At 70.0% G+C, this 24,853-nt stretch carries 24 protein-coding genes; 14 read left to right on the top strand and 10 right to left on the bottom strand.

The genetic code is table 11. The features are described 5' to 3' along the window. Positions 1 to 44: 44 nt before the first annotated feature. The 3 genes from modA to NP80_RS05460 all read left to right on the top strand — a co-directional run bounded on the left by modA (position 45) and on the right by NP80_RS05460 (position 2,317). A complete protein-coding gene (gene modA / locus NP80_RS05470; RefSeq protein WP_006408776.1) occupies positions 45 to 845 on the top strand; it encodes a molybdate ABC transporter substrate-binding protein in 801 nt (266 codons plus the stop codon). Between the two features lie 10 nt (positions 846 to 855). After that, positions 856 to 1,533: a molybdate ABC transporter permease subunit gene (gene modB / locus NP80_RS05465; RefSeq protein ID WP_006399428.1), complete on the top strand. Its 678-nt coding sequence runs from the start codon at positions 856 to 858 to the stop codon at positions 1,531 to 1,533. Positions 1,534 to 1,615: 82 nt separating this feature from the next. Continuing rightward, positions 1,616 to 2,317, top strand: a complete 702-nt coding sequence (locus NP80_RS05460) for a sulfate/molybdate ABC transporter ATP-binding protein (protein WP_006408771.1) — start codon at positions 1,616 to 1,618, stop codon at positions 2,315 to 2,317. Positions 2,318 to 2,439: 122 nt separating this feature from the next. Here NP80_RS05460 and NP80_RS05455 read toward each other — a convergent pair whose 3' ends face one another. The 3 genes from NP80_RS05455 to NP80_RS05445 all read right to left on the bottom strand — a co-directional run bounded on the left by NP80_RS05455 (position 2,440) and on the right by NP80_RS05445 (position 5,593). After that, positions 2,440 to 3,276 carry a TOBE domain-containing protein gene (locus tag NP80_RS05455; protein WP_006408770.1) on the bottom strand — a complete coding sequence of 279 codons (837 nt, stop codon included), beginning with the start codon at positions 3,274 to 3,276 and terminating at the stop codon, positions 2,440 to 2,442. Between the two features lie 45 nt (positions 3,277 to 3,321). Further along, positions 3,322 to 5,088 carry a CHAD domain-containing protein gene (locus NP80_RS05450; RefSeq protein ID WP_006408778.1) on the bottom strand — a complete coding sequence of 589 codons (1,767 nt, stop codon included), beginning with the start codon at positions 5,086 to 5,088 and terminating at the stop codon, positions 3,322 to 3,324. Between the two features lie 121 nt (positions 5,089 to 5,209). After that, positions 5,210 to 5,593, bottom strand: coding sequence for a tautomerase family protein (locus tag NP80_RS05445; protein ID WP_006404148.1), 384 nt, complete (start codon positions 5,591 to 5,593; stop codon positions 5,210 to 5,212). A gap of 110 nt (positions 5,594 to 5,703) precedes the next feature. On the opposite strand from NP80_RS05445, the gene NP80_RS05440 reads away from it, so the two are divergent. The 5 genes from NP80_RS05440 (at position 5,704) to NP80_RS05420 (ending at position 10,411) form a co-directional block, all read left to right on the top strand. Further along, complete coding sequence (locus NP80_RS05440) at positions 5,704 to 6,561, top strand: LysR family transcriptional regulator (protein ID WP_006399423.1); 858 nt, start codon at positions 5,704 to 5,706, stop codon at positions 6,559 to 6,561. A gap of 49 nt (positions 6,562 to 6,610) precedes the next feature. Continuing rightward, positions 6,611 to 7,534, top strand: coding sequence for a DMT family transporter (locus tag NP80_RS05435; RefSeq protein ID WP_006410288.1), 924 nt, complete (start codon positions 6,611 to 6,613; stop codon positions 7,532 to 7,534). A gap of 71 nt (positions 7,535 to 7,605) precedes the next feature. Further along, a complete protein-coding gene (locus tag NP80_RS05430; RefSeq protein WP_006410289.1) occupies positions 7,606 to 8,382 on the top strand; it encodes a sensor histidine kinase in 777 nt (258 codons plus the stop codon). A gap of 78 nt (positions 8,383 to 8,460) precedes the next feature. After that, on the top strand, positions 8,461 to 9,804 hold the full coding sequence (locus NP80_RS05425) for a hemolysin family protein (protein ID WP_006410293.1): 1,344 nt from the start codon (positions 8,461 to 8,463) through the stop codon (positions 9,802 to 9,804). Positions 9,805 to 9,826: 22 nt separating this feature from the next. Continuing rightward, positions 9,827 to 10,411 carry a thiamine phosphate synthase gene (locus NP80_RS05420; protein ID WP_006410292.1) on the top strand — a complete coding sequence of 195 codons (585 nt, stop codon included), beginning with the start codon at positions 9,827 to 9,829 and terminating at the stop codon, positions 10,409 to 10,411. Between the two features lie 51 nt (positions 10,412 to 10,462). Here NP80_RS05420 and NP80_RS05415 read toward each other — a convergent pair whose 3' ends face one another. Then, positions 10,463 to 12,106, bottom strand: coding sequence for a DUF3459 domain-containing protein (locus tag NP80_RS05415; protein ID WP_035946950.1), 1,644 nt, complete (start codon positions 12,104 to 12,106; stop codon positions 10,463 to 10,465). A gap of 450 nt (positions 12,107 to 12,556) precedes the next feature. Here NP80_RS05415 and NP80_RS05410 point away from each other — a divergent pair, with 450 nt between their 5' ends. Next, entirely contained in the window at positions 12,557 to 13,261 is a 705-nt protein-coding gene (locus NP80_RS05410) for a class I SAM-dependent methyltransferase (RefSeq protein ID WP_006410294.1), read from the top strand. Positions 13,262 to 13,303: 42 nt separating this feature from the next. Here the strand turns inward: NP80_RS05410 and NP80_RS05405 are convergent, their stop codons facing one another. Continuing rightward, positions 13,304 to 13,957 (bottom strand): DUF1345 domain-containing protein, encoded by a 654-nt coding sequence (locus NP80_RS05405; protein ID WP_012467817.1) that lies wholly within the window; start codon positions 13,955 to 13,957, stop codon positions 13,304 to 13,306. Positions 13,958 to 14,315: 358 nt separating this feature from the next. On the opposite strand from NP80_RS05405, the gene NP80_RS05400 reads away from it, so the two are divergent. Further along, positions 14,316 to 15,047: a metallophosphoesterase gene (locus NP80_RS05400; RefSeq protein ID WP_006410393.1), complete on the top strand. Its 732-nt coding sequence runs from the start codon at positions 14,316 to 14,318 to the stop codon at positions 15,045 to 15,047. 82 nt (positions 15,048 to 15,129) lie between these two features. On the opposite strand, the gene NP80_RS05395 is transcribed toward NP80_RS05400, so the two are convergent. Continuing rightward, complete coding sequence (locus tag NP80_RS05395) at positions 15,130 to 15,831, bottom strand: RES family NAD+ phosphorylase (RefSeq protein WP_006404160.1); 702 nt, start codon at positions 15,829 to 15,831, stop codon at positions 15,130 to 15,132. After that, entirely contained in the window at positions 15,828 to 16,247 is a 420-nt protein-coding gene (locus tag NP80_RS05390; protein WP_006399412.1) for an MbcA/ParS/Xre antitoxin family protein, read from the bottom strand. The genes NP80_RS05395 and NP80_RS05390 overlap by 4 nt, the downstream gene beginning before the upstream one ends. 246 nt (positions 16,248 to 16,493) lie before the next feature. Here NP80_RS05390 and NP80_RS05385 point away from each other — a divergent pair, with 246 nt between their 5' ends. Next, positions 16,494 to 17,276, top strand: coding sequence for an ABC transporter substrate-binding protein (locus tag NP80_RS05385; RefSeq protein ID WP_006410400.1), 783 nt, complete (start codon positions 16,494 to 16,496; stop codon positions 17,274 to 17,276). 812 nt (positions 17,277 to 18,088) lie between these two features. On the opposite strand, the gene NP80_RS05375 is transcribed toward NP80_RS05385, so the two are convergent. Further along, complete coding sequence (locus NP80_RS05375) at positions 18,089 to 19,570, bottom strand: sigma-54 dependent transcriptional regulator (RefSeq protein WP_035487925.1); 1,482 nt, start codon at positions 19,568 to 19,570, stop codon at positions 18,089 to 18,091. Positions 19,571 to 20,003: 433 nt separating this feature from the next. Continuing rightward, positions 20,004 to 20,915, bottom strand: a complete 912-nt coding sequence (locus NP80_RS05370) for a metal-dependent hydrolase (RefSeq protein ID WP_035947086.1) — start codon at positions 20,913 to 20,915, stop codon at positions 20,004 to 20,006. Between the two features lie 568 nt (positions 20,916 to 21,483). On the opposite strand from NP80_RS05370, the gene NP80_RS05365 reads away from it, so the two are divergent. From NP80_RS05365 to NP80_RS05355, 3 genes are all read left to right on the top strand, one after another. Then, on the top strand, positions 21,484 to 21,825 hold the full coding sequence (locus NP80_RS05365; RefSeq protein WP_012217466.1) for an FKBP-type peptidyl-prolyl cis-trans isomerase: 342 nt from the start codon (positions 21,484 to 21,486) through the stop codon (positions 21,823 to 21,825). A 31-nt stretch (positions 21,826 to 21,856) separates the two neighbouring features. Continuing rightward, the gene (locus NP80_RS05360) at positions 21,857 to 22,627 is read left to right on the top strand and encodes an AraC family transcriptional regulator (RefSeq protein WP_035947081.1); all 771 of its coding nucleotides are present in this window, start codon (positions 21,857 to 21,859) and stop codon (positions 22,625 to 22,627) included. A gap of 170 nt (positions 22,628 to 22,797) precedes the next feature. Next, a complete protein-coding gene (locus NP80_RS05355; RefSeq protein ID WP_035947079.1) occupies positions 22,798 to 24,231 on the top strand; it encodes an MFS transporter in 1,434 nt (477 codons plus the stop codon). Positions 24,232 to 24,288: 57 nt separating this feature from the next. Here the strand turns inward: NP80_RS05355 and NP80_RS05350 are convergent, their stop codons facing one another. After that, positions 24,289 to 24,759 (bottom strand): winged helix-turn-helix transcriptional regulator, encoded by a 471-nt coding sequence (locus NP80_RS05350; protein ID WP_006410397.1) that lies wholly within the window; start codon positions 24,757 to 24,759, stop codon positions 24,289 to 24,291. Positions 24,760 to 24,853 lie beyond the last annotated feature (94 nt).

Here is a 24,853-nt window from a genome sequence, read left to right as displayed (position 1 = left end):
GCCCTATATTACGATTACGGTTTTCACCACTCGAACGAATCGCCATGCGCTCCTCCGTCCGTCCGCTTCGCCGCACCCTGCTCCGTCTGCTGCCGATCGCCGCGCTTGGCGCGGGGATCGCGTTCAGCGCGCCTGCGTCGGCCGCCGACGAGCTCGTCGTCTCGGCCGCCGCCAGCCTGACGAACGCGTTCAAGGCCGTCGGCGATGCGTACGAGCAGCAGCATCCGGGCACGAAGGTGCTGTTCAACTTCGGCGCCTCTGACGTGCTGATGCAGCAGATCGCGAAGGGCGCACCGGCCGACGTGTTTGCCTCGGCCGATCAGAAGGCGATGGACCGCGCGGCCGACGAAAAGGTGATCGTGCCGGGCACGCGCCGCGACTTTGCGGCGAACTCGCTCGTGCTGATCGTACCGGCGGACAGCCACGCGGCGCCGCCGGCGTCGCTGCGCGACCTGACCGCGCCCGGCGTGAAGCGCATCGCGTACGGCGATCCGGCGTCGGTGCCGGTCGGCCGCTACACCGAAGGTGCGCTGCGCGCGGCCGGCGTGTGGGACGCCGTCAGCGCGAAAGGCGTGCTGGCCGCGAACGTGCGGCAAAGCCTCGACTACGTCGCGCGCGGCGAGGTCGACGCGGGCTTCGTGTTCGGCACCGATGCGGCCATCATGCCGGGCCGCGTGAAAGTCGCGCTGACGGTGCCGACGCAGACCGCGATCACGTATCCGATCGCGATCGTCAAGGACAGCCGCCACGCGGCGCAGGCGCAGTCGTTCGTCGACTTCGTCGCGTCGCCGCAGGGCCAGGCAGTGCTCGCGAAGTTCGGCTTCAAGCCGACGGCCGGCAAGTGAGCGTCGTGCGATGCAGGACGCCTGGATTCCGCTGCTGCTGTCACTGAAGGTGGCCGGCTGGGCGACCGCGCTCGACGTCGTGCTCGGCGTCGCGGCCGCGTTCGCGCTCGCGCGCTGGCGCTCGCCGCTGCGCGACGTCGTCGATTCGCTGCTGACGCTGCCGCTCGTGCTGCCGCCGACGGTGCTCGGCTACTACCTGCTCGTGCTGCTCGGGCGGCGTGGCGTGTTCGGCGCATGGCTCGACCGGCTCGGCATCGAGCTCGTGTTCACGTGGCAGGGCGCCGTGATCGCGTCGATGGTCGTCGCGTTTCCGCTGATCCTGAAATCGGCGCGCGCGGCGTTCGAGGGCGTCGATCCGCATCTCGAACGCGCGGCGCGCACGCTCGGGCTCGGCGAAGCGGCCGTGTTCTTTCGCGTGACGCTACCGCTCGCCGCGCGCGGCATTCTCGCGGGCGCGCTGCTCGCGTTCGCACGCGCGCTCGGCGAATTCGGCGCGACGCTGATGATCGCCGGCAATCTGCCGGGGCGCACGCAGACGCTGTCCGTCGCGATCTACGCGGCCGTGCAGGCCGGCGACGACAGCACGGCCAACTTCCTCGTGCTCGTCACGTCGATTACCTGCGTGCTCGTGCTGCTCGCGACCGGGTGGCTCGTGCCGTCGCGGGCGAGAAGGAGTCAGCCGACATGACCGACGTCGTGCACACCTGTCGGACGACCGCGGCGCATGCAGCGCGCCGCAGCGCGGTGCAACGGCATCGCAGGAGCGGCAGATGAGTCTCGTCGTCGACATTCGCAAGACGTACGCGACCGCGGAGCGCCGCTTCACGCTCGACGTGTCGTTTACCGCGACGACGCAGCGCGTCGTGCTGTTCGGGCCCTCCGGCGCCGGCAAGAGCATGACGCTGCAGGCGATCGCCGGGCTGCTCGCGCCCGACGCAGGGACGATCGCGCTGAACGGCGAGCCGCTGTTCGATGCGGCACGCCGCATCGACGTGCCGACGCGCGCGCGCCGCGTCGCCTATCTGTTCCAGGACTATGCGCTGTTCCCGCACCTGAACGTGCGCCAGAACATCGCGTTCGGACTCACGACCGGCCTGCGCAACCCGCGCGCGACAGCGTTGCCGCCCGAGGTCGCGTACTGGCTGCGCGCGTTCGATCTCGAACCGCTGGCCGCGCAGTATCCGTCGCAATTGTCCGGCGGACAGAAGCAACGCGTCGCGCTTGCGCGCGCGCTCGTCGCGCAGCCGCGCATCCTGCTGCTCGACGAGCCGTTCGCGGCGCTCGACGGCGCGTTGCGTCAGCGCATGCGTCACGAGCTGGCCGAACTGCAGGCGCGGCTCGACATTCCAATGGTGCTGATCTCGCACGACCCGGACGACGTCGCCGCCTTCGGCGACCAGGTCGTGCAACTGAACGACGGACGCGTCCAGCCGGCCGCGCCGCATGCCGGATGGCCGACCCGCGTGATGTAAGCGGGCGCGCACGATAGCCGTACGACCTGAGAGAAGCCGCGAGAAAGCGGTATCGAAGAAAGCGAAGCGGAAACGATGTGCATGCGGCGCGACCGCATGCGCATCGCGACCGTGCCGCGGCGCTATTCCGTCATCGCGAGCAGCACGCTCGATGCCTTGAACAGCGCGAACGCGCGGCGTCCGGCGACGAGCTGCAGCGCCTCGACGCTGTCGTTCGTGACGACGGCCGTCAGCGTGCCGCCGCCGTCGAGCGCGAGCGTCATCTCGCTGTTGACCGCCCCGCCATCGACCGACTCGACCGTTCCGCGCAACCGGTTGCGCGCGGACACCTTCGGCGCCGGCCCGCCGTCGTCGGCCGCGAGCACGACCGACGATGCGTTGACGAGCGCGCACGCGTGTGCGCCGGCGTGCAGCCCGAGCGTCTGCGCGCCGTCGTGCGTGAGCACCGCGACGATCGCCTGGCCGCCGGGCAGCATCAGCGTCACTTCGTCGTTGACGGTGCCGCGCACGATCGACTCCACCTTCCCGACCCACTGGTTCCGCGCGCTCGTCTTCATCCCGATCCGGCCGAGCAGCGCCCAGTCGACGTCGAACCCGGCGACCGCCGCGCTGGCGGCCGCAATGAAGCGGCGATGCTCGCGCTCGATCGTGCGGAAGGCGGCGATCAGCGACGTCGCGCGCGGCGTGAGCGTCGTGCCGCCGCCGCCCTTGCCGCCGGTCGAGCGCACGACGAGCGGCTCGCCCGCGAGGTTGTTCATCGTGTCGATCGCGTCCCACGCGGCCTTGTAGCTCAAGCCGACGGCCTTCGCCGCGCGCGTGATCGATCCCGTGTCGCCGATCGCCGCGAGCAGCGCGATGCGCGTCGCGCCGCCGAGCGTCTGCTCGCCCGCGCGCAGCCATAGTTCGCCGCTCAGCGCGAGCGGTTCGGCGGAAGACGGAGAAGACGGGGCGTCGCTCATCGATCGGTACCGGAAAAACGGGCGGCCATTATAGTCGGCGCGCGTTCACGCCGATTTGCCGCGCAGCTTAGGCGGACGCAGGCTCGCGAGCAGCGCCTCCGCATCGTGTGCGGCACGCCGTTCGAGCGCCGCGCCGTAGCCGCGCACGAAACCGATCTGGTATGGCGGTGCGCCGAGCTGCTCGAGATGATGGAGCGCGACGCTCGTATCGTTCGCTTCGCCGAGCACGCTCTGCACACGGGCGAGCGTCTTCGCGGTCTCGCCGCGCGTGCGCCGCGACGCGAGCGACGCAAAGAACTCGAGTGCGTAGCGCAGCCGTTTCGCGTCGATCCGCACGCGATGCCGCGCGGCCGTGTCGAGCGACGCCAGCGACGGCACCGCGTACAGATGACCGAACAGCTGCCGTACGCGCTTGGCCGCATGACGGGGCAGCGGCGTCATCTCGTCGTCGGCCGCCGACGGAAACGCGAGCGTGCTCAGCCATTCGAGCCAGCCGAGCGTCAGCCGCGCGTAGCGCGCCGAATGCAGCGCCTGCCGCAGCTCGACACGCGCCGTCGCGCTCTGCGCACGTGCGACGTCGAGCGTGCCGCTCCAGTCGGCGCTGCCGCCGTCGGCCGCGATCAGCGCGGGCAAGGTTTCGGTCGCGAACACGTCCCAGTCGCGCACCGTGCCGAGCAGACCGGCGAGCCAGCGCAAGTCGACGCCGAACGTGTCCTTCCAGTGCCGATCCGCGAAGTGCGGAAAGAACCGCATCAGCGTACGCAGCCGCCGCAGCGCGACGCGCATCTGGTGCACGAATTCGGGATCGTCGCGATCGAGCACGCCGCCTTCGTTGCCGAGCCATTGCGCGGCGATGTTGCCGGACAGCGCGAACAGCGCGGCGCGCTGCGAGCGGATGCCGGTCAGTTCGACGAGCCGCGCCTTGATCGGCACCGCGGCGCCAAGCTCGCCCGCGCACGCGCGGTCGATCACGCTCGTCAGCTGCACGAAGGCCGGCCATGCGCCGCTCAGCTCGCGCGCGGCGGCAAACAGCGCGCGCAGTGCGGCCGTGCGGGCTTCCGGCGTGTCCCAGTCGGGCGCCGCGAGCCGCAGTTCGACATAGCGGCGCGGCCGCGCATCGCCGTCGTGCACGGCGATGTCGTCGAGCGTCATCTCGACGACGACGCCGCTGTCGTCGGCCCAGCGCCCGCGCCGCCGTTCGCTGACGAGCGTCACGCCGTGCGTGTCGGGCCGCATGCCGGCAGGCCCGTCGGCGTTCGGCGCGGCGCGCGCGCCGTCGCCGGTCGTTGCGGCCGCAGCCGATGCGCCCTTGCCTTGCACCTGTGTTTCGGTTCGTGCGGCCGACGTCGTGCACGCGGCGTTGCGCGCCTTCGCGACCGATCGGCGTTGCGCTTTGGCGGCGGCGTTCGGCTGCGGATCGGGCGCCGGCTCGACGGCTGCGTCGTCGGACGATGCCGAACCGTCGCCGCATGCGGACACGGCGATGCCCGCATGTTCGGCATCGAACAGTTCGCGCTGCGTGACGCCCGGCGCGAACGCCTGCGTGCGCGCGGCGACGACGCGCGTGCCCTGCCCATTCGATTCGACCCAGGTCCACCAGCTCGCGCCGGCGCTCGGCTCGGCCTCGACGACGCGGCACGGCTCGATCGTCACGCGCTCGTGCCCGCGCCGCATCCGCACCTGCGGACAAATCCGCCATGCGCGCACGAGTTCCGCGCCGAAGTCGCGCGGCGCGCCGCGCGCGCGGTTCGACGCGGCCATCGGCCATCCTTCGAGCGACAGGCACAACGCGATTTCCAGCACACGCGACATGGAAGCTCCCGCAAAGCATGCCGCGCCGGCGCAGGTTCGACGCCGGCGCGTCCGGTGAAGCGTCCATGGTACACGGCCGTCACGCCGAGCGGCATCCGGCGGCCGTCGCGCATGCTGCCGGTCAAACGGCGTACTGCGCGATGCCGTTGCCGAACGACCAGTCCTCCTTCAGCACTTCGACGAGGCTGACGAAGACGTCCTGCGGCCGCACGCCCGGCTGCGCCGCGAGGTTCTCCGCGATCGTCCGGTAGAGCGCCCGCTTCTGCTCGAGCGTGCGCGTGTTGTTCGCGGTGATCTGGATCATCACCAGATCGTCGCTGCGTTCGATGTCGTAGTAGTGGCGGCCGAACACGAAGTTCTCGGCCGCATGCTCGGTGACGACCATGAAGATGTCGTCCTCGGGCACGTTGAACGTGTGCATCAGCGCGCGATGCACGCCGTCGACGAGCGCCGCGCGATACGCGGCCGGTTTGCCTTCGCGCACGGCAATACGGGTGAATGGCATGGTCCTGCTCCTGTCGGTGACGTTGAAGAACGGGAAACGCGACGTCAGGTTAGAACCGCCGAACTATAATGAACAGTCATCGATGAATATTTCATCCATTTGCATCTGAAATGAAAGTCCTCGACCTCGATGCGGTGCGCGCGTTCGTGCTGGTCGCCGATCTCGCGAGCTTCACGCGCGCCGCCGACGCGCTCGGCATCACGCAATCGGCCGTCAGCCTGAAGCTGAAGCGGCTCGAAGCGCATCTCGGCAAGTCGTTGCTCGCGCGCACGCCGCGCGTCGTGAAGCTCGCGGTCGACGGCGAAACCTTCCTGCCGGCCGCGCGCGCGTTGCTCGACGCGCACGATCGCGCGCTCGGCGCGATTGCGGCGGGCACGCGGCGGCTGTCGCTCGGCGTCAGCGAGCACGTCGCGGTGCCCGACCTGCCGGCCGTACTGACGAGCCTGCACCGGCAGGATCCGGGGCTGTCGCTCGAAATGCATCTCGGCTCGTCGTCGAACCTGCTCGCGCAGTACGACGAACGCCGCTTCGACGCGGCGATCGTGCGTCACGAACCGGGCGAGGACCCGCCGCGCGACGACGGCGTGCCGCTCTTCACCGAACCGCTCGCCTGGCTCGCCGCGCCCGACTGGGCGCCGCGCGCCGACGAGCCGCTGCCGCTCGCGGTGCTGGCCGGCCCGTGCGGCGTGCGCGCCGCCGCGCTGCGCGCGCTCGATCAGGCCGGGCTGCCGTGGCGCGAACGCTTCACGGGCGGCGGCGTCGCCGCCGTCGCGGCGGCCGCGGCGGCCGGTCTCGCGGTGTGTCCGCTCGCGCGCCGCGTCGCACCGCGCACGCTCGTCGACGTCGGCGCGAAGTTCGGGCTGCCGCCGCTGCCGCGCTCGCAGGTCGTGCTGTATTCGCGCGTGCGCGACCCGCGCACGGCGGCCGCGCTGCGCCGCTTCGCCGACAGTCTTGCAATCCCGGCGTAAACTAGCGGGTTCCGCCCGTTGCGGGCGTCCCGACCCCAAACCCGATCCCATGAAGCCCGAAACCCGCCAGCACCTCCGCGCCAACCTGCTGATGCTCGCCGCCGCCGCGATCTGGGGCTCGGCATTTGTCGCGCAGCGGCTGAGCCTCGACGTGATCGGGCCGTTCCTGTTCACCGGGCTGCGCTTCCTGCTCGGCGCGCTGGTGCTCGTCCCGCTGCTGAACTTCAATGCGGCCTCGCGCGCGCAGCTCGCGGCGATCCGGCGCGACCCGGCGTTGCTGCTGCCGGGCGTCGCGCTCGGCGCGCTGCTCGCGGTATCGATCTCGCTGCAGCAGATCGGGCTGCAGTACACGCGGATCGCCAATGCCGGCTTCATCAGTTCGCTGTACGTCGTGATCGTCCCGCTGATGGGCGTGTTCGCGCGGCACCGGATCGGCGTCGGCACGTGGTTCGGTGCGTTGCTCGCCGCGATCGGCCTGTATTTCCTCAGCATCGACGAACATTTCTCGGTGCTGTACGGCGACTGGTTCCAGCTCGCCGGCGCGGTGATCATCGCCGCGCACGTGATGGCCGTCGGCCATCTCGCGAAGCGGCACGATCCGCTCGTGCTCGCCTTCCTCCAGTTCGTCGTGTGCGGCGCGCTGTGCCTCGCGGTCGGCCTCGCGGTCGAGCCCGTCAGCGTCGCGATGCTGCGCGGCGCGCTGCCGACGGTGCTCTACGGCGGGCTGCTGTCGGTCGGCGTCGGCTACACGCTGCAGGTCGTCGCGCAGCGCGACGCGGCGCCCGCGCACGCGGCGGTGATCTTCAGCATGGAAGGCGTGTTCGCGGCCGTCGCCGGCTGGGCCGCGCTCGGCGAAACGCTGACGCTGCGCGCGCTCGTCGGCTGCGCGCTGATGCTCGCCGGGCTGCTCGCGTGCCAGCTTCTGCCGAACGGCGATGCGCGCAAAAAGGACGAAGACGCGCTGCCGGCATGAAAAACACCGTCCCTATAATGACGCTTTGCGGGATGTCCCCGCTCACCGCTTCCGACAGGTCTGCCCCGTTCATGTCCGTTTCAGTCGATCCCGTTGCCGACCTGCTGCGCGAACGCGCAGCGCACTACGCCGCGCAGGCCGCGCTGTTCCTGCGCGACCAGGCGTTGTCCACCGCGTCGCACGATCTGCGCAGCCCGCTCAACGCGATGCACAGCTGGGGATACGTGCTCGAGCGCCAGCTCGCGAATGCCGATCCGAATCTGCAGCGCGCACTCGCCGGCATCCGCACCGGCATCGAGCAGCAGGTGAAGCTGATCGACGACGTGCTCGATGCGCCGCGCGCCGAAACGCGCACGCTCGCCGTTTCACCGCAAACGTTCGCGCTGCGGCCGCTGCTCGACGATACGCTCGCGCTCGTTCGCTTCGCGCTCGCCGATGCGCGCGGCGTGACGATCGACGCGACGCTGCCAGACGACGCGCCGTCGCTGTGCGCCGATCGCGAACGCATCGCGCAGGCGCTCTGGACGATGCTGACGGTCGCCGTCGAAGCGAGCGCGGCCGGCAGCCGCGTGACGTTCGCGTGCACGCGCGAAGGCGCGCACTACGTCGTGCGCGTGCTGGGCAGCGTCGACGCGGCCGCACTCGTCGATCCGGCGCTGCCGCACATGCTCGAATCGTTCGCGCGCCGCGAGATGCTGCGCGAGCGCGATGCGAAGCGCGTCGCGTGGACGCTCGCGATCTGTCAGCGCGTCGCGCTCGCGCACGACGGCACGTTCGCGCACGATCCGTTCGTCGACGGCGCGACCGTCGCGATCACGCTCGGCCTGCGCGCCGGCACGCCGGCCTGAGCGAAGCGGCGCGCCCGACACATTACGCTTGCCTTTCAGGCTCTATACTGACGGGCCTGACACAACCGGAGCGATTCCTTGTTACAGATCTTCGCGCTGATCGGCGCGTTGTTCCTGGTAGCCCTCAACGGCTTTTTCGTCGCGGCCGAATTCGGCCTCGTCAAACTCCGCGCGACGCGCGTCAAGACGCTGGCGCGCAAGCACGGCCTGCGCGGCCGCATCCTCGGCGTCGTGCACGGCCGCCTCGATGCGTATCTGTCCGCCTGCCAGCTCGGCATCACGCTCGCCTCGCTCGGCCTCGGCTGGATCGGCGAACCGGCGTTCGCGCAGCTCATCGGTCCGCTGCTCGACGTGCTCGGCGTACATTCCGAGCGCGTCGTGCACCTGATCTCGCTCGTGTTCGCGTTCTCGCTGATCTCGTTCCTGCATATCGTCGTCGGCGAACTCGCGCCGAAGTCGATGGCGATCCGCCAGGCCGAAAAGGTCGGACTGTGGGTCGCGCTGCCGCTCTACGCGTTCTACTGGGCGATGTATCCGGCGATCTGGCTGCTCAACACCAGCGCGAACGCGGTGCTGCGACTGGCCGGCCTGTCGGCCGATCACGGCGGCGATGCGCACTACTCGACCGACGAGCTGAAGCTGATCCTGCGCAGCCGCCGCAGCACGGCCGGCAATTCCGCGCAACCCGGGCGCGGCGCGTACAGCAACGACGAGTGGAATACGCTCGCGCACTCGCTCGATTTCTCGTCGATGACGGTGTCCGACCTGATGCGGCCCGCCCACGAGATGATCGGCCTGCGCCGCGATCTGCCGCTGCCCGACAACATGGAGATCGTCGCGCGGCACCGCTTCAGCCGCTATCCGCTGTTCACCGACGCGTCGCGCGAACGCGTGTCGGGGCTGATCCATCTGAAGGACCTGCTGCTCGCGCGGCACGCGGGCGCGGCGCTCGACGATCTGTCCGACTATGTGCGGCCGGTTCAGTACGTGCAGCCCGACATGCCCGCGCTCGATCTGTTCCGCCGCTTCCGCAGGGGCGCACCGCACTTCGCGCTGGTCGGCAACAAGGGCGAGAAGCCGATCGGCTTTCTGACGCTCGACAACCTGCTCGGCGCGCTCGTCGGGCAAATCCACGACGAGTTCCGTCAGGGCGATGCGGACTGGACGCGCCTCGACGACGGCACGCTGATGGGCAAAGGCAGCCTGCCCGTCGTGTCGCTCGAGCAGGCGCTCGGCATCGACATCGACGAAGGGCGCGCGGAGTCGGTCGGCGGTCTCGTGATCCAGGCGCTGAACGACCTGCCGTCGGAAGGGCAGCGCGTGTCGTTCGACCGCTTCGACGTCGTCGTGAAGAAGATGAACGGGCCGCGCATCGTGCTCGTGCGCGTGTATCCGAAGGTCGCGAAGGAGGCCGACGAATGACGGCCTCGCAGCGCCGCGCGCGATGAAGCCCGCGCTGCCGCGCCGCTACGTCATCACGCCGGAGCCGGCTTCCGCGTCGGCGGCCGATTGCGACGCATTTCTCGATCGGCTGTCCGCCGTGCTCGCGCGCGGCGACACGCTCGTGCAACTGCGCGTGAAGTCGTTCGATGCGGCGACGTTCGCGCGGCTCGCGGCCGACGCGCTCGCGCGCTGCGAGGCCGCCGGCGCGCAGCTGATGCTGAACGGGCCGATCGACGCGCAGGGCGTGCTGCGGTTCGAACGGGCCGGCTGGCATCTCGACGGCGCGACGCTGCGTGCGACGCAGCAGCGGCCGCTGCCGGCCGAGCGGCTGCTATCCGCCGCCTGTCATGACGCAGGCGATCTGCGGCTCGCCGCAGGCGCGGGCGCCGACTTCGTCACGCTGTCGCCGGTATTGCCGACGCTCAGCCATCCGGGCGCACCGACGCTCGGCTGGGCGCAGTTCGGCGCGTGGGCCGCTCACGCCGCGATGCCGGTCTACGCGCTCGGCGGCATGACGCACGCGCATCTCGACGAAGCGCGCCGCCATCACGCATACGGAATCGCGGGTATTCGCGGCTTCTGGTAAGCAATACACGGCCCCGCACAAGGGCCGCCCGTTCGACGTCCTATCATCGGCTCACGCATTCAGGCCGGCACGCGGCGCACGCACCGTCATGCCGAAGTCGATGCGTCTCGCATCGTGCGTCAGCGCGTAGCGGTTCACGTCGCCGGTCAGCCATGCGACGAGCGAATACGGCGGCAGTTCGCCTTCGTCGATCCGGTCGCGCGCACGGGGCGGCGTCTCGAACACGACCTGCCCGGCCGGCGCGTCGAACGGCACCGGATCGGGCGACAGGTTCAGCGCGAGGCTCAGCGTCTCGTCGTCCGCGAGCCGCCACGAGGCGAGCAGCGCGTCCGCGTCGCCGCTGCTGCCCGAGCGCAGCGCACGCGCGAACTGCGGCCGGCAGTCCGAGAGCCGCGGCGCGATCAGCTTCGCGCGCACCGCGAGCGCGGACTGCACGAAATGCGCGCGCTCCGCGTCGCGCGCGGTTTCGTCGAAGATCAGCGGGATCTGCGGCGTCAGCAGCGACAGCCCGAGCGCGGCCAGCCCCGCCGCGCGCTCCGATTCGCCGTGCCGCCATGCGCCGTCCGACAGCACGAGCGACGTCAGCGACAATCCGTCGCCCGCCATCGCCTCGCCGGACGGACGCGGCTGGAACGCCGCGCCCGCCGCCGTCAGCGCGCGCGCGAGCGTATGGATCGACTGATGCGTCGAGATGCCTTCGTGATGCGGCACGTCGCCGCCCGTCAGGCGATGCAGCGCACGTTCGCCGCAACTGTTCCACTGCGCATCGAAATGCGTGTCCGCGAGGTGCACCGGATGCCGCTCGCTGCCGAGCACGAGATGGATCAGCCGGTCGGCAGGCACGGCCGCGCGCACGCGGTCGGCGATCTCGCACAGCCACGACGTGCCGATCCGGTCCGCATCGCGCAGCCGCAATCCGTCGCAGCGATATTCGTGGATCCAGTACAGGGCGTTGTCGCAGAAGAAGTCGCAGACGTCCGGATGATCGAGCGCGAGCGGCGGCGCCTCGCGCGGATCGTCGCGCCGATGGAAGAACGGCGCCGCGTAATGGCGCAGTGCGTCGGTGCCGCTGCCGAAGCGCGCATAGTCGAGCTCCAATAGGACCGCGAGCCCGAAACCGTGGGCCGCATCGATCAGCGCCTTCAGCGCGTCGGGCCCGCCTTCGGCCGCGAGCGGCGCGAACGGCAGGCTGTCGTGCGGCGACGCGAGCAGCTCCAGCGCCGTCACGCCGAGACGCGCGAGCGCCGGCAGACGACGTCGCACGCCGTCGAAGCCGCCCACCGCGTGCGGACGGATCGCGTACAGCGCGATGTCCTCCCATGCGCGCCCGTGCCAGAACGCATTGCGCCACGTGAATGCACGCGGATCGACCACCTCGCTCGGGCCGTTGAGCCCGTCCGGTTGCGAACGCGACGCGGGATCGGGAATCGACAGTCGTCCGTCGAGCCGATAGCGATAGCGCGCGCCGGCGCCGCAGGCGGCGAAAATCTCGAACCAGCCGCGGCCGGCCGCGTTCATCGGGATCGTGGTCGGGCCGCTGCCGGTATCGAGTTCGAGATCGACGTGCGTGCTGCCCGGCGCCCAGACGCGAAAGTGCGTGCGCGGCGCGGTACAGCCGACACCGCAGGGTTGCGCGCCGAACGGCAGGCAGTAGCTGTAATGCTGCGCATACGGATCGTGCGGACAATCGGACATCGTGCGCTCCTCGCGCATGCCGAGCGGCAGGACGGCGCCGTCGGCGCGGCGCAACGAGGCCCGGCATGCGACGGCCGGGCCGGAGGGAAGAGAAAAAAGTATGCGCCGATTTCGTGCAGGCGACGTATCGACCGAGCACATTTTTAAATGCGAATCGACCCTGTAGAGGCGGGCGACGCTGGGAGGCGGGCGACGCTGGGAGGCGGGCGACGCTGGGAGGCGGGCGACGCTGGGAGCGGGCGACGCTGGGAGCGGGCGATGCTGAAGCAGGCGATGCCGCGAGCATGAGCGTGCGCGGCGCGGGGCACGCTCATGCTCGCGCGCGCCGTGCGAGTCGGGTAGTCCGCATACCGGAATCGCGGCACGCCTTGTTGCCCGCACCGCGCGTCCGTACGCTTCACGGACCGTGCGCGCATCCGCGCGCGCCGCTCCCGACGAAAAGGACCCGCCATGTCGCTTCCCGCCAGCGCCGCCAAATTCGACCCGGCCCGCGCCCACGAATACGCCACGCAATCGCGCATCGCGCTCGCCGGCTACGACGCATGCCACGAACTGGCCGCGTGCGTGCTCGCCGCGACGATCGGCGCACGCGATGCGCATATCCTCGTCGCCGGCGCAGGCGGTACGGGCCAGGAAATCTGCGTGACGGCCGCGCTCGAGCCGCACTGGCGCTTCACCGCGGTCGATCCGTCCGCGCCGATGCTCGCGCTTGCACGCACGAACGTCGACGCGGCAGGATTCGCCGCTCGCACGCAGTTCGTCGAAGACGGCGTCGACACATTGCCCGATACGCCCGCGTTCGACGGCGCGACGCTGATCGGCGTGCTGCACCACGTGCCCGGCGACGCGGCCAAAGCGGCGCTGCTGCGCGCGATCGCGCGCCGGCTGAAGCCCGGCGCACCGCTCGCGATCGCCGGCAACTACCGCCGCTATGCAGATCATCCGCAGCTGCTCGACGCGTGGCAGCAGCGCTGGCGCATGAATGGCGCGGCGCCTGACACGGTGCGCGCGCAGCTCGCGAAGATCTTGCAGGGTGCCGATCCGCCCGCGTCCGAGGACGCCGTGTTCGATCTGCTGCGCGAGGCGGGCTTCGATGCGCCGGTGCGCTTCTTTGCGAGCCTGTTCTGGGGCGCGTGGGTCGCGATCCGGCGCTGAACCGGCGACGCACGCGCGGCGGCGTCGCGACGGTTGCGCGCGTCAGCTCAGCAGACCGGCCGCGACGTTGATCGACAGCCCGAGCACGGCCATGTTGAAGTAGAACGACAGGATCGACTGCGCAAGCACCGCGCGGCGTGCGGAGCGGCCGGCGAGCGAGATGTCGGCCGTCTGCGATGCGACTGCGATCGTGAACGAGAAGTACAGGAAATCCCAGTAGTCGGGCTCGATGCTGCGGTCCGGAAAGCGCAGCACGCGGTCGCCGCTCGGCGAGCCGTAATAGAGCCGCGCATAGTGCAGCGTGAAGATCGTCGGAATCAGAAACCACGCGCCGAACAGCGTCGCGGCCGTGACCGCGTAGTGGCCGAGGCCCGCGCGAAAGCCGACGCTCTTCACGGTCGCGAGCTCGATCGCGATCGCGGCGACGCTCGCGACCGTCGCGAGACAGATGACGGTCAGTACGGTCGTCGCGCTCTGATCCTCGCGGATCGCGATCTCGCGCACCTTGTGATGATGCGCGGTCACCATGCGCCCCCACATCAGCAGCAGATACAGCCAGATCGCACAGTCCCAGCCGATCAGCGCGCGTGCGGTGGGTCGCGTCGAAGCGGGCAGCACGAGCGCGGCCAGCGCACCGGCGACGAAGGCCGATACGAGCCGCGGCCGGTTGCGCAATACCTGCGGATAGAGCGTCATCATGCGAGAGCGAAAGCGAACGGAAAGGGAGCCGCGCGGGTCGCCGGCCGTCCCCGATTATCGCCATTCCGCCGCGACGTGGCGATGACCGTCTGCGCCCGCGGTCTGTTTTCATCTGGAACGCGCATGCGTTGCGAGGCGAACGGTCGCTCGCGTGGCGCGACGCGGCGAGCGGCCGTTCTCGCGGCAACGCCTGACTCGAACCTCATTCCACGAGAATGCCGGTGATCGCCCGTACGGCGACGTCGCCCGCTGCCTCTTCGGCACGACGAAACGGCACGCCTCACGACTTGCACTACGACCGATTTCGGGCATTCGCGTGTGCGTGCCATCCGTAAACACGCCCTAAGATAAAGGCATGAGCGCTTCCGCCCTCCTCCACCGTCATCCGGCCAACATCGCGGGCCGCGACTTCGTCGTGGGCGACCTGCACGGCTGCGTCGATGCGCTGCGCGCGCTGCTGCGCGACGTGCGTTTCGATCCGGCGCGCGACCGGCTGTTCTCGGTCGGCGATCTGGTCGACCGCGGGCCGGCATCCGAGATCGCGCTCGAACTGCTCGATCGCCCGTGGTGTCACGTCGTGCGCGGCAATCACGAAGAAGTGCTGAGCCTCGTCGCGCGCGGCAAGCTGCCGGCCGACGCATGGCGCGGCATCGGCGGCGACTGGGGCGCCGATCTGCCGCCCGAGCGGCTGCGCGCATATGCGGCGCGCGTCGACGCGCTGCCGCTCGTGCGCGTGATCGGCGAAGGCGCGACGCGCTTCAACGTGCTGCATGCGGAATTCTTCGGCTCCGACGCCGATCTCGATACCGGCGACTATCCGCCCGACGTGCGCGAGCGGCTGATCTGGGGCCGCGATCTCGTGCAGGGACTCGTCGATCCCGGCTGGCAGGCCGGCCTGTCGCTGACCTGCAGCGGCCATACGCCGGTGCGCGCGCCGCAGCGGATCGGCGCGCAATGGTTCATCGATACGGGTGCGTTCGCACCGGCCGGCCGACTGACGCTCGCAGAGCCGCGCACGGGACAGACGTGGTCGATCACGCAGGCCGCCGCACGCGAACGCGGCGCCGCCGCGTGGCCGCTGCCGTGACGGCCGCAGGCTGCCCGGCCGGACACCGCGACGCGCACACCGCATCGAATGCACGGGCGGCGCGACGTCCGCATGCTCGCACCTACCCGACCTGATTCAGCTCGAACACCGCGTCGATCGCGGAGCCGTTCCAGTTGTACTCGAGATACGCCGCGTGATGGCAGTCGCGCAGCAGCGTCGTGCGAAATGCCGCCAGGCATTCGCCGTGCGGATCGCGCACCGACGGATAGACGATCCCGAGCCCGCCCGCGCGGCGCACCGCGCGCCCGAGCGCCTGCCCCGCGCTGTAGTCGAGCGGATCGAGCAAGGCGGGATCGCGCTGCGGCCAGGTGCGCACGTCCACCACGTCGCCGCGCGCGATCACCGTGTACAGCCGCATCTGCTGACGCATCGGCGGCTCCTTCGTCGCCGCGAGGAACAGCGCGCTGTGATAGCGCGTTTCCGCGATCGCGGTGTCGCGTCCGCGCGCGCAGTAAAACACGCCGTAGCTGCCGTCCGAAAAGCGGCTGCCTTGCGGATTCAGATGCGTGAACGCGGCCATGATCGGCCCCCAGCCCTGCCCGTAGCGGCGTTCGCCGGGCGGCACGAGCTCGAGCGTGCCGACTTCGTTGCGGATGCGGTCGTTCGTCAGCGATTCGAGCGCGTACAGCGCGTCGAAGTCTTCGGCCGAGGCGACGCGGTCGAACAGGTTGATCGCGGGAAAGCGCGTGGGAATCACGCGATAGGCGGGCGCCCAGTCGAGCGTGGTCGTCGGCCAGGTTGTCGTGTCCGTCGCGCTCGTCACGCCCAGCCACCCCGCATCGCGTCGAGATACTGCCGGACCGCGACCAGATCGCCGACATTGCCCGCCAGCATCCGGTCGAGCGCGCGCTTGCCGCCGAACGGCGCGGCGTCGTTCGGCCGCTTGACCCACGCATCGGCCGCGGCCGGCTGCGGCAGCAGGATCTGCAGCGACTTGTAGATGCCGAGCAGCAGCGACAGCCGCTCGAGCGTATCGCGCGGCACGCGCGCGGCGTCCGGTGCGGACTTCCACTTGAAGAACGTCGAGCGGCCGGGCGAGCCGAGCAGCACGATCTGCTCGTCGATCGTCAGCCCCCAGTCGCGCGCGATGTTGAAAAACGCACGCAGGCCGGCGGCGGACATCTGCGCGACGGACGCTTGGGGCAACGCGGAATGCGGATCGTACGCGGGTTGTGACATGATCGTTAGTCTCAAAACGAATTCACTAACAAGACTAGTCCATTTTCGTATTTTTGCAAGGGTCGAGACCCGCGCGCGACCGCGCAGCGTCGAGCGGTCGCACATGTAGACGATATTTTTTGTCCATTCTGGACTCGGATTTTATTTTCTGCGTTAATGGCCGCACGGATCACGCGCCGGCAATGCGGCGCCGGTCCGCGGAAACCGTGTCGCCCCGAACCGGAAGGACCCCGTGAAGGAACCATCATGAAGAGACTGATTGCCGCCGTTTCGATCGCCCTGCTCGCGGCATCCGCAGGCCCCGCCGTCGCGAAGGACTGGACCACGATCCGCTTCGGCACCGACGCCAGCTACGCGCCGTTCGAATCGAAGGCGCCCGACGGCAAGCTCGTCGGCTTCGACATCGACCTCGGCAACGAGATCTGTGCGCGCCTGAAGGCGAAGTGCGTCTGGCTCGAGAACGATTTCGACGGAATGATCCCCGCGCTGAAGGCGAAGAAGTTCGACGCGGTGCTGTCGTCGATGTCGATCACGCCGCAGCGTGCGCAGCAGATCGGCTTCACGACGAAGATCTACAACCAGCCGACGCGGCTCGTCGTCAAGAAGGGCTCGCCGCTGCTGCCGACGGCCGAATCGCTGAAGGGCAAGTCGATCGGCGTCGAACAGGGGACGACGCAGGAAGCGTATGCGAAGGCGTACTGGGCGAAGCAAGGCGCGAACGTCGTGTCGTACCAGAACCAGGACGGCGTCTACGCGGACCTGACGGCCGGCCGCCTCGACGCCGCGCTGCAGGACGAGGTGCAGGCCGCGATCGGCTTTCTGAAGTCGCCGCGCGGTGCGGGCTACCAGTTCGTCGGGCCCGAGCTCGTCGACGAGAAGGTGCTCGGCATCGGCGCGGGCATCGGCCTGCGCAAGGAGGACACCGACCTGAAGGCGAAGATCGACCGCGCGATCCTCGACATGGTCAAGGACGGCACGTACAAGCGGCTCGCGTCGAAGTACTTCGACTTCGATATCTACGGCGGCTGACGCGCAGCCGCCGCCGCGCGTCGCGACGGCGTCAGTACGCGAAGAGCGGGCGCCTCGGCATCGGCGCCCGCGCGCACATCCCCTTGCGGAGCCGGCTCGCGAACGGAAAAGCGCCGCCCCGCCGCGGATGACCGGCGCTCAGCCGGATCCGCCTCGCACGCGGTGCGGACAGATGGCCCGTCGGCGCATGCCGGCCGGCCGCCACACGCACGGCCGACCGGCGATGCCCCGACTCACTGCGATCGCGGCCTGCCGGCCGCGGCGTGTGGCGATCGTTCATTTTTCTACCCCGTTCTGGTCTCTGGCTTGTTGCGGCGACCGGCTCGATACGATGCCGGCGCTCCGACGATCGCCCGACGACGGTCCGTGTCGGCCGGACGCGGCGGCTTCGCCGCGCCCGACGCGCATCCCCGCGGACCTGCGCGGCCCGGCACGGCAGCGTTCGCTGCCGGACCGGACGCGCGGCGCGTCGTCGACTTTCGCACGCCCATCGCTGCAAGGAGCGGGCCAGCGCCGCGCGCGGCCGTGCGCACAAGGGTGCGCGCGACACGGCGCACGGCGAGCATCGCTCGCCTGCGCGGAAGGTTGCGGATCTGAAACATCGACCGGGCGGCGCGCGCCGCGCGTACAGCGGGCGCGCGTTGTGCGACAAGGCGGGCAGCCGGTTCGCGCCCATTTGGCGCGCGCGTTCGCCGCGCGTTTCATGCGACGACGAAGCGAACGCGCGCCTGTGCCTGCAGGAAATGTTTCATCGGCTTTACATGCGCGCGGCGGCCCGCCGCTGCGGCGCCCCGCTGCGGCGCCCGCACCGTTCAGCCGACGCGGCAATGACCGGCGTCGTCCGGCGGCGTCGCGTCCTTACCGCCGTTCTCGCCGTGATCGACGGCGTTGTCGTGATCGTTGAGCCCGTGTTCGATCATCATGCGGTACAGCGTCACACGCGAGATGCCGAGCTCGGCCGCGGCCTTGTTGATGCGATGATCGTTGCGCAGCAGCGCATTCTCGATCGCGACGCGCTCGGCAAGCGCGCGCGCCTGCTCGAGCGTCACCGGTTCGGTTTCGCCCGGCGTGTCGAGCCCGAGGTCGTGCGGCGTCAGCAGCCGGCTCTCCGCCATCACGATCGCGCGCCGCACGCGGTTGATCAGCTCGCGCACGTTACCCGGCCATTCGTAGCGCCGCATCGCGTCGAGCGCGGCCGACGTGAAGCCGCTGATCTTGCGGCCGCTGTCGGCCTTGTACTTCTGCAGCACGTAGTGCGCGAGGATGTCGATGTCCTTGCCGCGCGCGCGCAGCGGCGGCTCGTGGATGCGCAGCACGCACAGCCGGTGATAGAGGTCGGCGCGGAAGCGGCCGGCCTCGACCGCGCCGTCGAGATCGACGTGCGTCGCCGAGATGATCCGCACGTCGACCGCGATCGACTCGTGCCCGCCTAGCCGTTCGATCCGGCCTTCCTGCAGGAAGCGCAGCAGGCTCGCCTGGCTTTCGACCGGCATGTCGCCGATTTCGTCGAGAAACAGCGTGCCGCCGTTCGCGGATTCGATGCGGCCCGCGCGTCGCTGCGTCGCGCCGGTAAACGCGCCGCGCTCGTAGCCGAACAGCTCCGACTGCAGCAGATGATGCGGAATCGCGCCGCAGTTGATCGCGACGAACGGGCCCTTGCCGCGGCCGGAGCGCTCGTGGATCGCGAGCGCGGTCAGCTCCTTGCCGGTGCCCGATTCGCCGGAGATGAACACGCTCGCGTCGGTCTTCGCGACCTTGCGGATCGTGCTGAACAGCTGCTGCATCGCCTCGCAGTTGCCGATCATCCCGTGCTCGCCGATCGACGCCGCATAAGCGGCGCCGTCGACGCGATCGAGCGCAGCCATCCCGCGCGCATGGCCGAGCACGTGCGAAATCCATTCGTACGGCAGCGGCAGCGTCACGTAATCGAAACAGTAGCTGCGGATCAGTTCGCGCACGGCCGGCCCGATCGTCACGCCGGCCTGCGCGATCGAGATCCAGCCGATCGCGGGCTGGCTCAGGCACGCTTTCAGTGCCGGATAGTCGCGCGACGTGAACCCCGAGAAATCGATCAGCCCGGCCGCGATGCCGACGCCGGACGTCATGTTCTGCGCGGCGCCGGCCGTCTTCGCGACCGACACCTCCCAGCCGAGCCCGCGCAGTTGCGCGAGCAACGGCTCGTCGGGCGTGCGCATGATCGCGAACAGCCTGCGGCCGGCCTCCGGGGCGGTAACGGAGACCGGCGGCATGTCCGGCTCCGCGTTCCGGTTTGCATCGGGTGACCTTGCAACCATCGTTGTTCCCCGCTTGGCGTTGGTATCGCGCGCCGGCTCGTCGCCGCGCACGGCGGACCTCGATCGAACCGACATAATGGCCGCATTTCAGTCCGAATAGAATCCCCTCGCGCAGCAATCGCGCGACGGGTACGGCGCCTTTGTTTCAACGGTATAGCGAGGCCGCGCGCGCACCGCTAGCTGGGTGTTATCCCTGTGGCGCGCGCGACGCACGGACGCGCGAAAACGCTCGACGGCTCGCGAAGCCGCGCCGGTGCAGGCCGGCGGCCTGCGTACGCGACGGAGGGACGCGACATTCGATGCGGCGACAACGGCGCGGCCGGCGTGCCGGATCGGCGCGCTACGCGTGCGCAACCGGTTCCGGTTGACGATGGTCAATCGTCAGACGACATGACGCGACGTACGCGCGCGACAGCGGTGTCGCGGGTGGGCGTCAGCGGGCCGCCGAAGCCAGCGCGGCCGTCCGGCCGCGCCCGGCTGCCGCGCGGTCGTGGTCGCCGTACGCGGCGACGAGCGCGTCGACGCGGGCGAGATGATGGCGATTGTCGTGATCCCACGGATGGAACGCGGGGCGGAAATAGCTGAGCCATTCGCCGGCGATGCGCGGAAAGAGGCCGTACCGCGGCCCGTACAGGAACGCGATCGTCCGCAGCAGGCCGCGCAGCGGATGCGGAGCGGCGCGGTCGCGCCAGAGCAGCGTCACGTGCATCAGGAACACGGTCGGCCAGAACGTCAGCGTCGTGACGAGGTACACGCCGATGCGGATCAGGTAGCGCCGCAGGCCGGGCGCCATCACGCTGTTCCACACGTCGAACGACACGGCCTTGTGCTCGGTTTCCTCGAGCGCATGCCAGATCCACATCTGGCGGTAGCCGTCGACCGAACCGTCGAGACGTGTCGGATCGCGCAGGATCCAGTCCGCGAGCATCGCCGTGTAATGCTCGGCCGCGACCGTATGCGCGAGCTGCACCGAGTGCGGCAGCACGCGCTTCATGAAGCCGAGCACCTTCCAGACGCGCCGGTCGAGCTTGCGCGCGGGCAGCCGGTTCGCCTGCATCAGTTCGTTGTATTCGACGTGCTCGCGCGTATGCATCGCTTCCTGGCCGATGAAGCCGAGCACCTGACGCTTCAGCACCGGATCGTCGATCCGGTCGCGGTAGTGGCGTACCGAATCCATGAAAAAGCGCTCGCCGGCCGGAAACAGCAGCGACAGCGCGTTGAAAAAGTGGGTCACGTGCGACCCGAGGCCATGCCAGTCCTTCGCGCGTTCGACCGGCAGGTCGAAGCGCAGGTCGCGGCGCACCGGCATCACGTCGGCGGCGATCGCGGCAGCGGCTGACTTCATTTCATCGTTCTCCTTGCAGCACGGCGTTCGGCGCCACGCGCGGGACGGCCGCACGCACGCGCCCGTGGCGCCCGAATCCTGACATCGATAACTGTAAAGATAGGTGCCGCGCATCTGCGCGCGCAAGCGGCGCGGTAGACGCGCGCTTCCAAACGGGGCACGGTCGAAAACGCGGAAAAAAAGCCGTTGGAACAGCGGTGCGCATCGCATCGATTCGAACGCGAACGCGCGTGCGGGAACGACGTCGGCGCGCGGCCCCGCGATCCGCCTGACCGCGCCGAAGCCCGGTGCGTCGGGCCTCTGCGCCATCGGCGATGCATCGCCCGGTACGCGGCCGAGCGCGGCTGCCGTGCCGAATCATACGGAGGATGCGCTGAAGCGAGCGCCACGCGCGCGCATCGCCGACGCGCGATTCAAACGCGCGTTCCATCGGTGGTGTCGCGTGCAACGGGCCGGCGTCGGATGCACGCGGGCGATCGTCGCCGCCCGCGCCGCCGGCGGCGTGCGACGGCGCACGCCGCGCTCGCCTACAATATCGGCTTTATCCCATCCCTTTTCAGGAGAAGTCATGTCTGTGATCACGACCGCATCGGGCCTCAAATACGAAGACCTGACCGAAGGCACCGGCGCGGAAGCGCAAGCGGGCCAGACCGTCAGCGTCCACTACACGGGCTGGCTCACCGACGGTCAGAAATTCGATTCGAGCAAGGACCGCAACGATCCGTTCGCGTTCGTGCTCGGCGGCGGCATGGTCATCAAGGGCTGGGACGAAGGCGTGCAAGGCATGAAGGTCGGCGGCGTGCGTCGCCTGACGATTCCGCCGCAACTCGGCTACGGCGTGCGCGGCGCGGGCGGCGTGATTCCGCCGAACGCGACGCTCGTGTTCGAAGTCGAACTGCTCGCCGTCTGACGCACGCGCCGCCGGCCGCCGCTCCGTGACGATGGAACGCATCGCCTCGCCCGCCGTGTCGCTGCGCCGCTACGATGCGTGCGAAGCGTCGGACGTGCACGACTTCCATCAGATCGTGCTCGGCGTCGACGGCGCGATGGTGATGGCCGTCGACGGCGTCGGCCGGCGCATCGATCGTCATGCGGCGTGGCTGATCCCGGCCGGCGCGCGCCACGACTATGCAGGCCTCGGCGACAATCGGCAGCTCGTGCTCGATCTGCCTGCCGCATCGCTCGCGGTGCCGCAGCGGCTGTTCGATCGTGCACGCGCCGTTGCGATCGATCCGTCGCTGAGCGCGCTCGTCGCGCGCGTGGCGGCGGCCGCCGCGCAGCTCGACGACGCGCCAGCCGCCGACGCGCAACACGCCCGTCGCTTCCAATGGCAGGCCGCCGCACGGCTGTGCGACGCGCTGCTCGACGATGCCGACATCGGCGCGCCCGCGTCGGGCCTCGATTTCGCGCGCATCGACCGGTGGCTGCGCGCACGGCTCGCCGAGCCGCTGCGCATCGCCGATCTCGCCGCGCATTGCGGCTACGGGATGCGGCGCTTTCATCAACTGTTCGTCGAGGCATTCGGCGAAACGCCGCATCGCTATCTGCTGCGGCTGCGGCTCGATACCGCGGTCGTGCTGCTCGCAGACGGCCGTCATCCGCTCGTCGATATTGCCGGCCTCGTCGGCTTCGCCGATCAGAGCACGTTCACGCACGCGTTCACGAAGCGCTTCGGCGTCGCGCCGGGCCGCTGGCGCGGCGAACGGCATTAAGCGACGAACGGGCGGGCCGCGGCACGCATCGTATTCGACGCCCCGGTGCGGCACGCATCGCTTCAATCGGCCCTTCACACTTCCCGTCCATCGCCTCGCACGACACGCGCCGCATCGACGCTTCGCGTAGCGCTGAAACGTCCGTGCACGCTGCCGCTTACGATGAACGCATGGACACTGCCACACCTGCCTTTCCTCGCGCACTCGCGCGCATCGTCGCGACCGTCAGCGTCGGCTTCGTCGTCACGCAGCTCGACGTGACGATCGTCAATATCGCGCTCGCGCACATGGCCGCCGCGCTGCATCTGTCGGTCGCCGGTTTGCAATGGGTCGTCGATGCGTACACGCTCGCGTTCGCGGTCCTGATGCTGTCTGCCGGCGCGCTCGGCGACCGCTTCGGCGCGCGTCGCGTCTATGTCGCGGGCCTCGCGCTGTTCGCGCTCGCGTCGCTCGCATGCGGCGCCGCCGTGGCGCCCGCGATGCTGATCGCGGCGCGTGCCGTACAAGGCGTCGGCGCGGCCGCCATGCTGCCCAACTCGCTCGCGCTGCTGAACGATGCGTGCCGGCACGATCCGGCGCTGCGTGCGCGAGCGGTCGGCGCGTGGACGGCGGCCGGTTCGGTGTCGATCGCGGCCGGCCCCGTGCTCGGCGGCGCGCTGATCGCCGCGTTCGGCTGGCGCAGCATCTTCCTCGTCAATCTGCCGCTCTGTGCGGCCGGGCTCGCGGCCGCGTTCGCCTGGATGCCGGCCGATCGTGCGGCGGCATCGCCCGCGCCGCAGGCGCGTACGCTCGACGTGCACGGCCAGCTCGTCGCGATCGCGATGCTGACCGCGCTCACCGGCGCGGTAATCGAATGGCGGCCGCTCGGCCTCGCGCATCCGGTCGTCGCCGGCGGCTGCGTGCTCGCGGTGCTCGCCGCCGCCGCGTTCATCGCGATCGAATCGCGCGCGGCGACGCCGATGCTGCCGCTCGCGCTGTTCCGCCGCCGCACGTTCAACGCGGCCGTGCTGTTCGGGATCTGCGTCAACCTCACGTATTACGGCACCGTGTTCGTGATCGCGCTGTATCTGCAGCGCGTACGCGGCGAATCGGCGCTGCAGGCGGGACTCGCGTTCCTGCCGCTGACCGGCGGCTTCCTGCTCGCGAATCTCGCGAGCGGCCGCGCCGTCGCGCGCTACGGGCCGCGTGCGCCGATGCTCGCCGGCGCGCTCGTCGCCGCGTTCGGCTACGGGTCGCTGCACTTCGTCGACGGCTCGACGCCGTTGCCCGCGCTGCTCGTGCCGTTCCTGCTGATTCCGTCGGGGATGGGTTTCGCGGTGCCGGCGATGACGACCGCCGTACTCGCCTCGGTCGAACCGGCGCGCGCCGGTATCGCGTCGGCCGTGCTCAATACCGCGCGACAGGCCGGCGGGGCCATCGGCGTTGCAGCGTTCGGCGCGGTGGCCGGCAGCGGTGGCGCGGTGCCGGTGGTCGACGGGCTGCGCATCGATACCGGCGTGTCGGTCGCGCTGCTGATCGCGGCCGCGCTGCTCGCCACGCGCGTGCGGCCCGATGCGCATCGCGACGCGCATGGCGGCCGCCGTCCGTTGCAGACGACGGACTGATCGGCGCGGCCGCCGCAACGGGCATACGGATCGGCACGCACACGAGCGGCCGATCGCTCAGCGCGGCGTCGCGTCGCCGGCTTCACCGACCTTTTTCACGAACGTGTCCGCGGGCTTCAGCGGCCGACCGTCGTCCTGCCGCAGTGCGAGCTTGCGCAGCGCGCGGCCGGTCTTGCGATCGACCAGCACCGAATGCGGCTCGCCGCGCGCGAACAGGTTCGCTTCGCCCCACTGGCGCAGCATCACGATGACCGGAAACAGTCCCTCGCCCTTCTTCGTCAGGACGTATTCCTGATACGCGCTGCCGTCCGAGGCCGGCACGACGTCGAATACGCCGGCCTCCACGAGCATCCTCAACCGGTCCGACAGAATGTTGCTCGCGACGCCGAGGCTCGTGCGGAAATCGCCGAACCGGCGCACGCCGTCGAACGCGTCGCGCACGATCAGCAGCGCCCAGCGATCGCCGACGATGTCGGTCGCGCGCGCGACCGGGCAATGCGAATCCGCCAGACTTTTCTGCCTCGCCATCCTCTCCTCCACTGGCCTGCCGGCGCCTGCACGGCGACACCGGCGATCCGTGCCCGGGCCCCATGCCCATCGCACAACGAGTTGCATTTTAAAA

This window comes from Burkholderia multivorans ATCC BAA-247 (assembly GCF_000959525.1).
GTDB classification, from domain to species: domain Bacteria; phylum Pseudomonadota; class Gammaproteobacteria; order Burkholderiales; family Burkholderiaceae; genus Burkholderia; species Burkholderia multivorans.
This window is presented reverse-complemented; position numbering and strand designations above follow the sequence as displayed.

Coding starts and splice junctions, on each gene's coding strand:
- modA (WP_006408776.1), top strand. CDS start 45: ATGCGCTCCTCCGTCCGTCCGCTTCGCCGCACCCTGCTCCGTCTGCTG.
- NP80_RS05375 (WP_035487925.1), bottom strand. CDS start 19,570: ATGGTTGCAAGGTCACCCGATGCAAACCGGAACGCGGAGCCGGACATG.
- NP80_RS05450 (WP_006408778.1), bottom strand. CDS start 5,088: ATGTCGCGTGTGCTGGAAATCGCGTTGTGCCTGTCGCTCGAAGGATGG.
- NP80_RS05350 (WP_006410397.1), bottom strand. CDS start 24,759: ATGGCGAGGCAGAAAAGTCTGGCGGATTCGCATTGCCCGGTCGCGCGC.
- NP80_RS05385 (WP_006410400.1), top strand. CDS start 16,494: ATGAAGAGACTGATTGCCGCCGTTTCGATCGCCCTGCTCGCGGCATCC.
- NP80_RS05365 (WP_012217466.1), top strand. CDS start 21,484: ATGTCTGTGATCACGACCGCATCGGGCCTCAAATACGAAGACCTGACC.
- NP80_RS05400 (WP_006410393.1), top strand. CDS start 14,316: ATGAGCGCTTCCGCCCTCCTCCACCGTCATCCGGCCAACATCGCGGGC.
- NP80_RS05355 (WP_035947079.1), top strand. CDS start 22,798: ATGGACACTGCCACACCTGCCTTTCCTCGCGCACTCGCGCGCATCGTC.
- NP80_RS05390 (WP_006399412.1), bottom strand. CDS start 16,247: ATGTCACAACCCGCGTACGATCCGCATTCCGCGTTGCCCCAAGCGTCC.
- NP80_RS05370 (WP_035947086.1), bottom strand. CDS start 20,915: ATGAAGTCAGCCGCTGCCGCGATCGCCGCCGACGTGATGCCGGTGCGC.
- NP80_RS05455 (WP_006408770.1), bottom strand. CDS start 3,276: ATGAGCGACGCCCCGTCTTCTCCGTCTTCCGCCGAACCGCTCGCGCTG.
- NP80_RS05440 (WP_006399423.1), top strand. CDS start 5,704: ATGAAAGTCCTCGACCTCGATGCGGTGCGCGCGTTCGTGCTGGTCGCC.
- NP80_RS05420 (WP_006410292.1), top strand. CDS start 9,827: ATGAAGCCCGCGCTGCCGCGCCGCTACGTCATCACGCCGGAGCCGGCT.
- NP80_RS05405 (WP_012467817.1), bottom strand. CDS start 13,957: ATGACGCTCTATCCGCAGGTATTGCGCAACCGGCCGCGGCTCGTATCG.
- NP80_RS05430 (WP_006410289.1), top strand. CDS start 7,606: ATGTCCGTTTCAGTCGATCCCGTTGCCGACCTGCTGCGCGAACGCGCA.
- NP80_RS05445 (WP_006404148.1), bottom strand. CDS start 5,593: ATGCCATTCACCCGTATTGCCGTGCGCGAAGGCAAACCGGCCGCGTAT.
- NP80_RS05460 (WP_006408771.1), top strand. CDS start 1,616: ATGAGTCTCGTCGTCGACATTCGCAAGACGTACGCGACCGCGGAGCGC.
- NP80_RS05435 (WP_006410288.1), top strand. CDS start 6,611: ATGAAGCCCGAAACCCGCCAGCACCTCCGCGCCAACCTGCTGATGCTC.
- modB (WP_006399428.1), top strand. CDS start 856: ATGCAGGACGCCTGGATTCCGCTGCTGCTGTCACTGAAGGTGGCCGGC.
- NP80_RS05415 (WP_035946950.1), bottom strand. CDS start 12,106: ATGTCCGATTGTCCGCACGATCCGTATGCGCAGCATTACAGCTACTGC.
- NP80_RS05410 (WP_006410294.1), top strand. CDS start 12,557: ATGTCGCTTCCCGCCAGCGCCGCCAAATTCGACCCGGCCCGCGCCCAC.
- NP80_RS05360 (WP_035947081.1), top strand. CDS start 21,857: ATGGAACGCATCGCCTCGCCCGCCGTGTCGCTGCGCCGCTACGATGCG.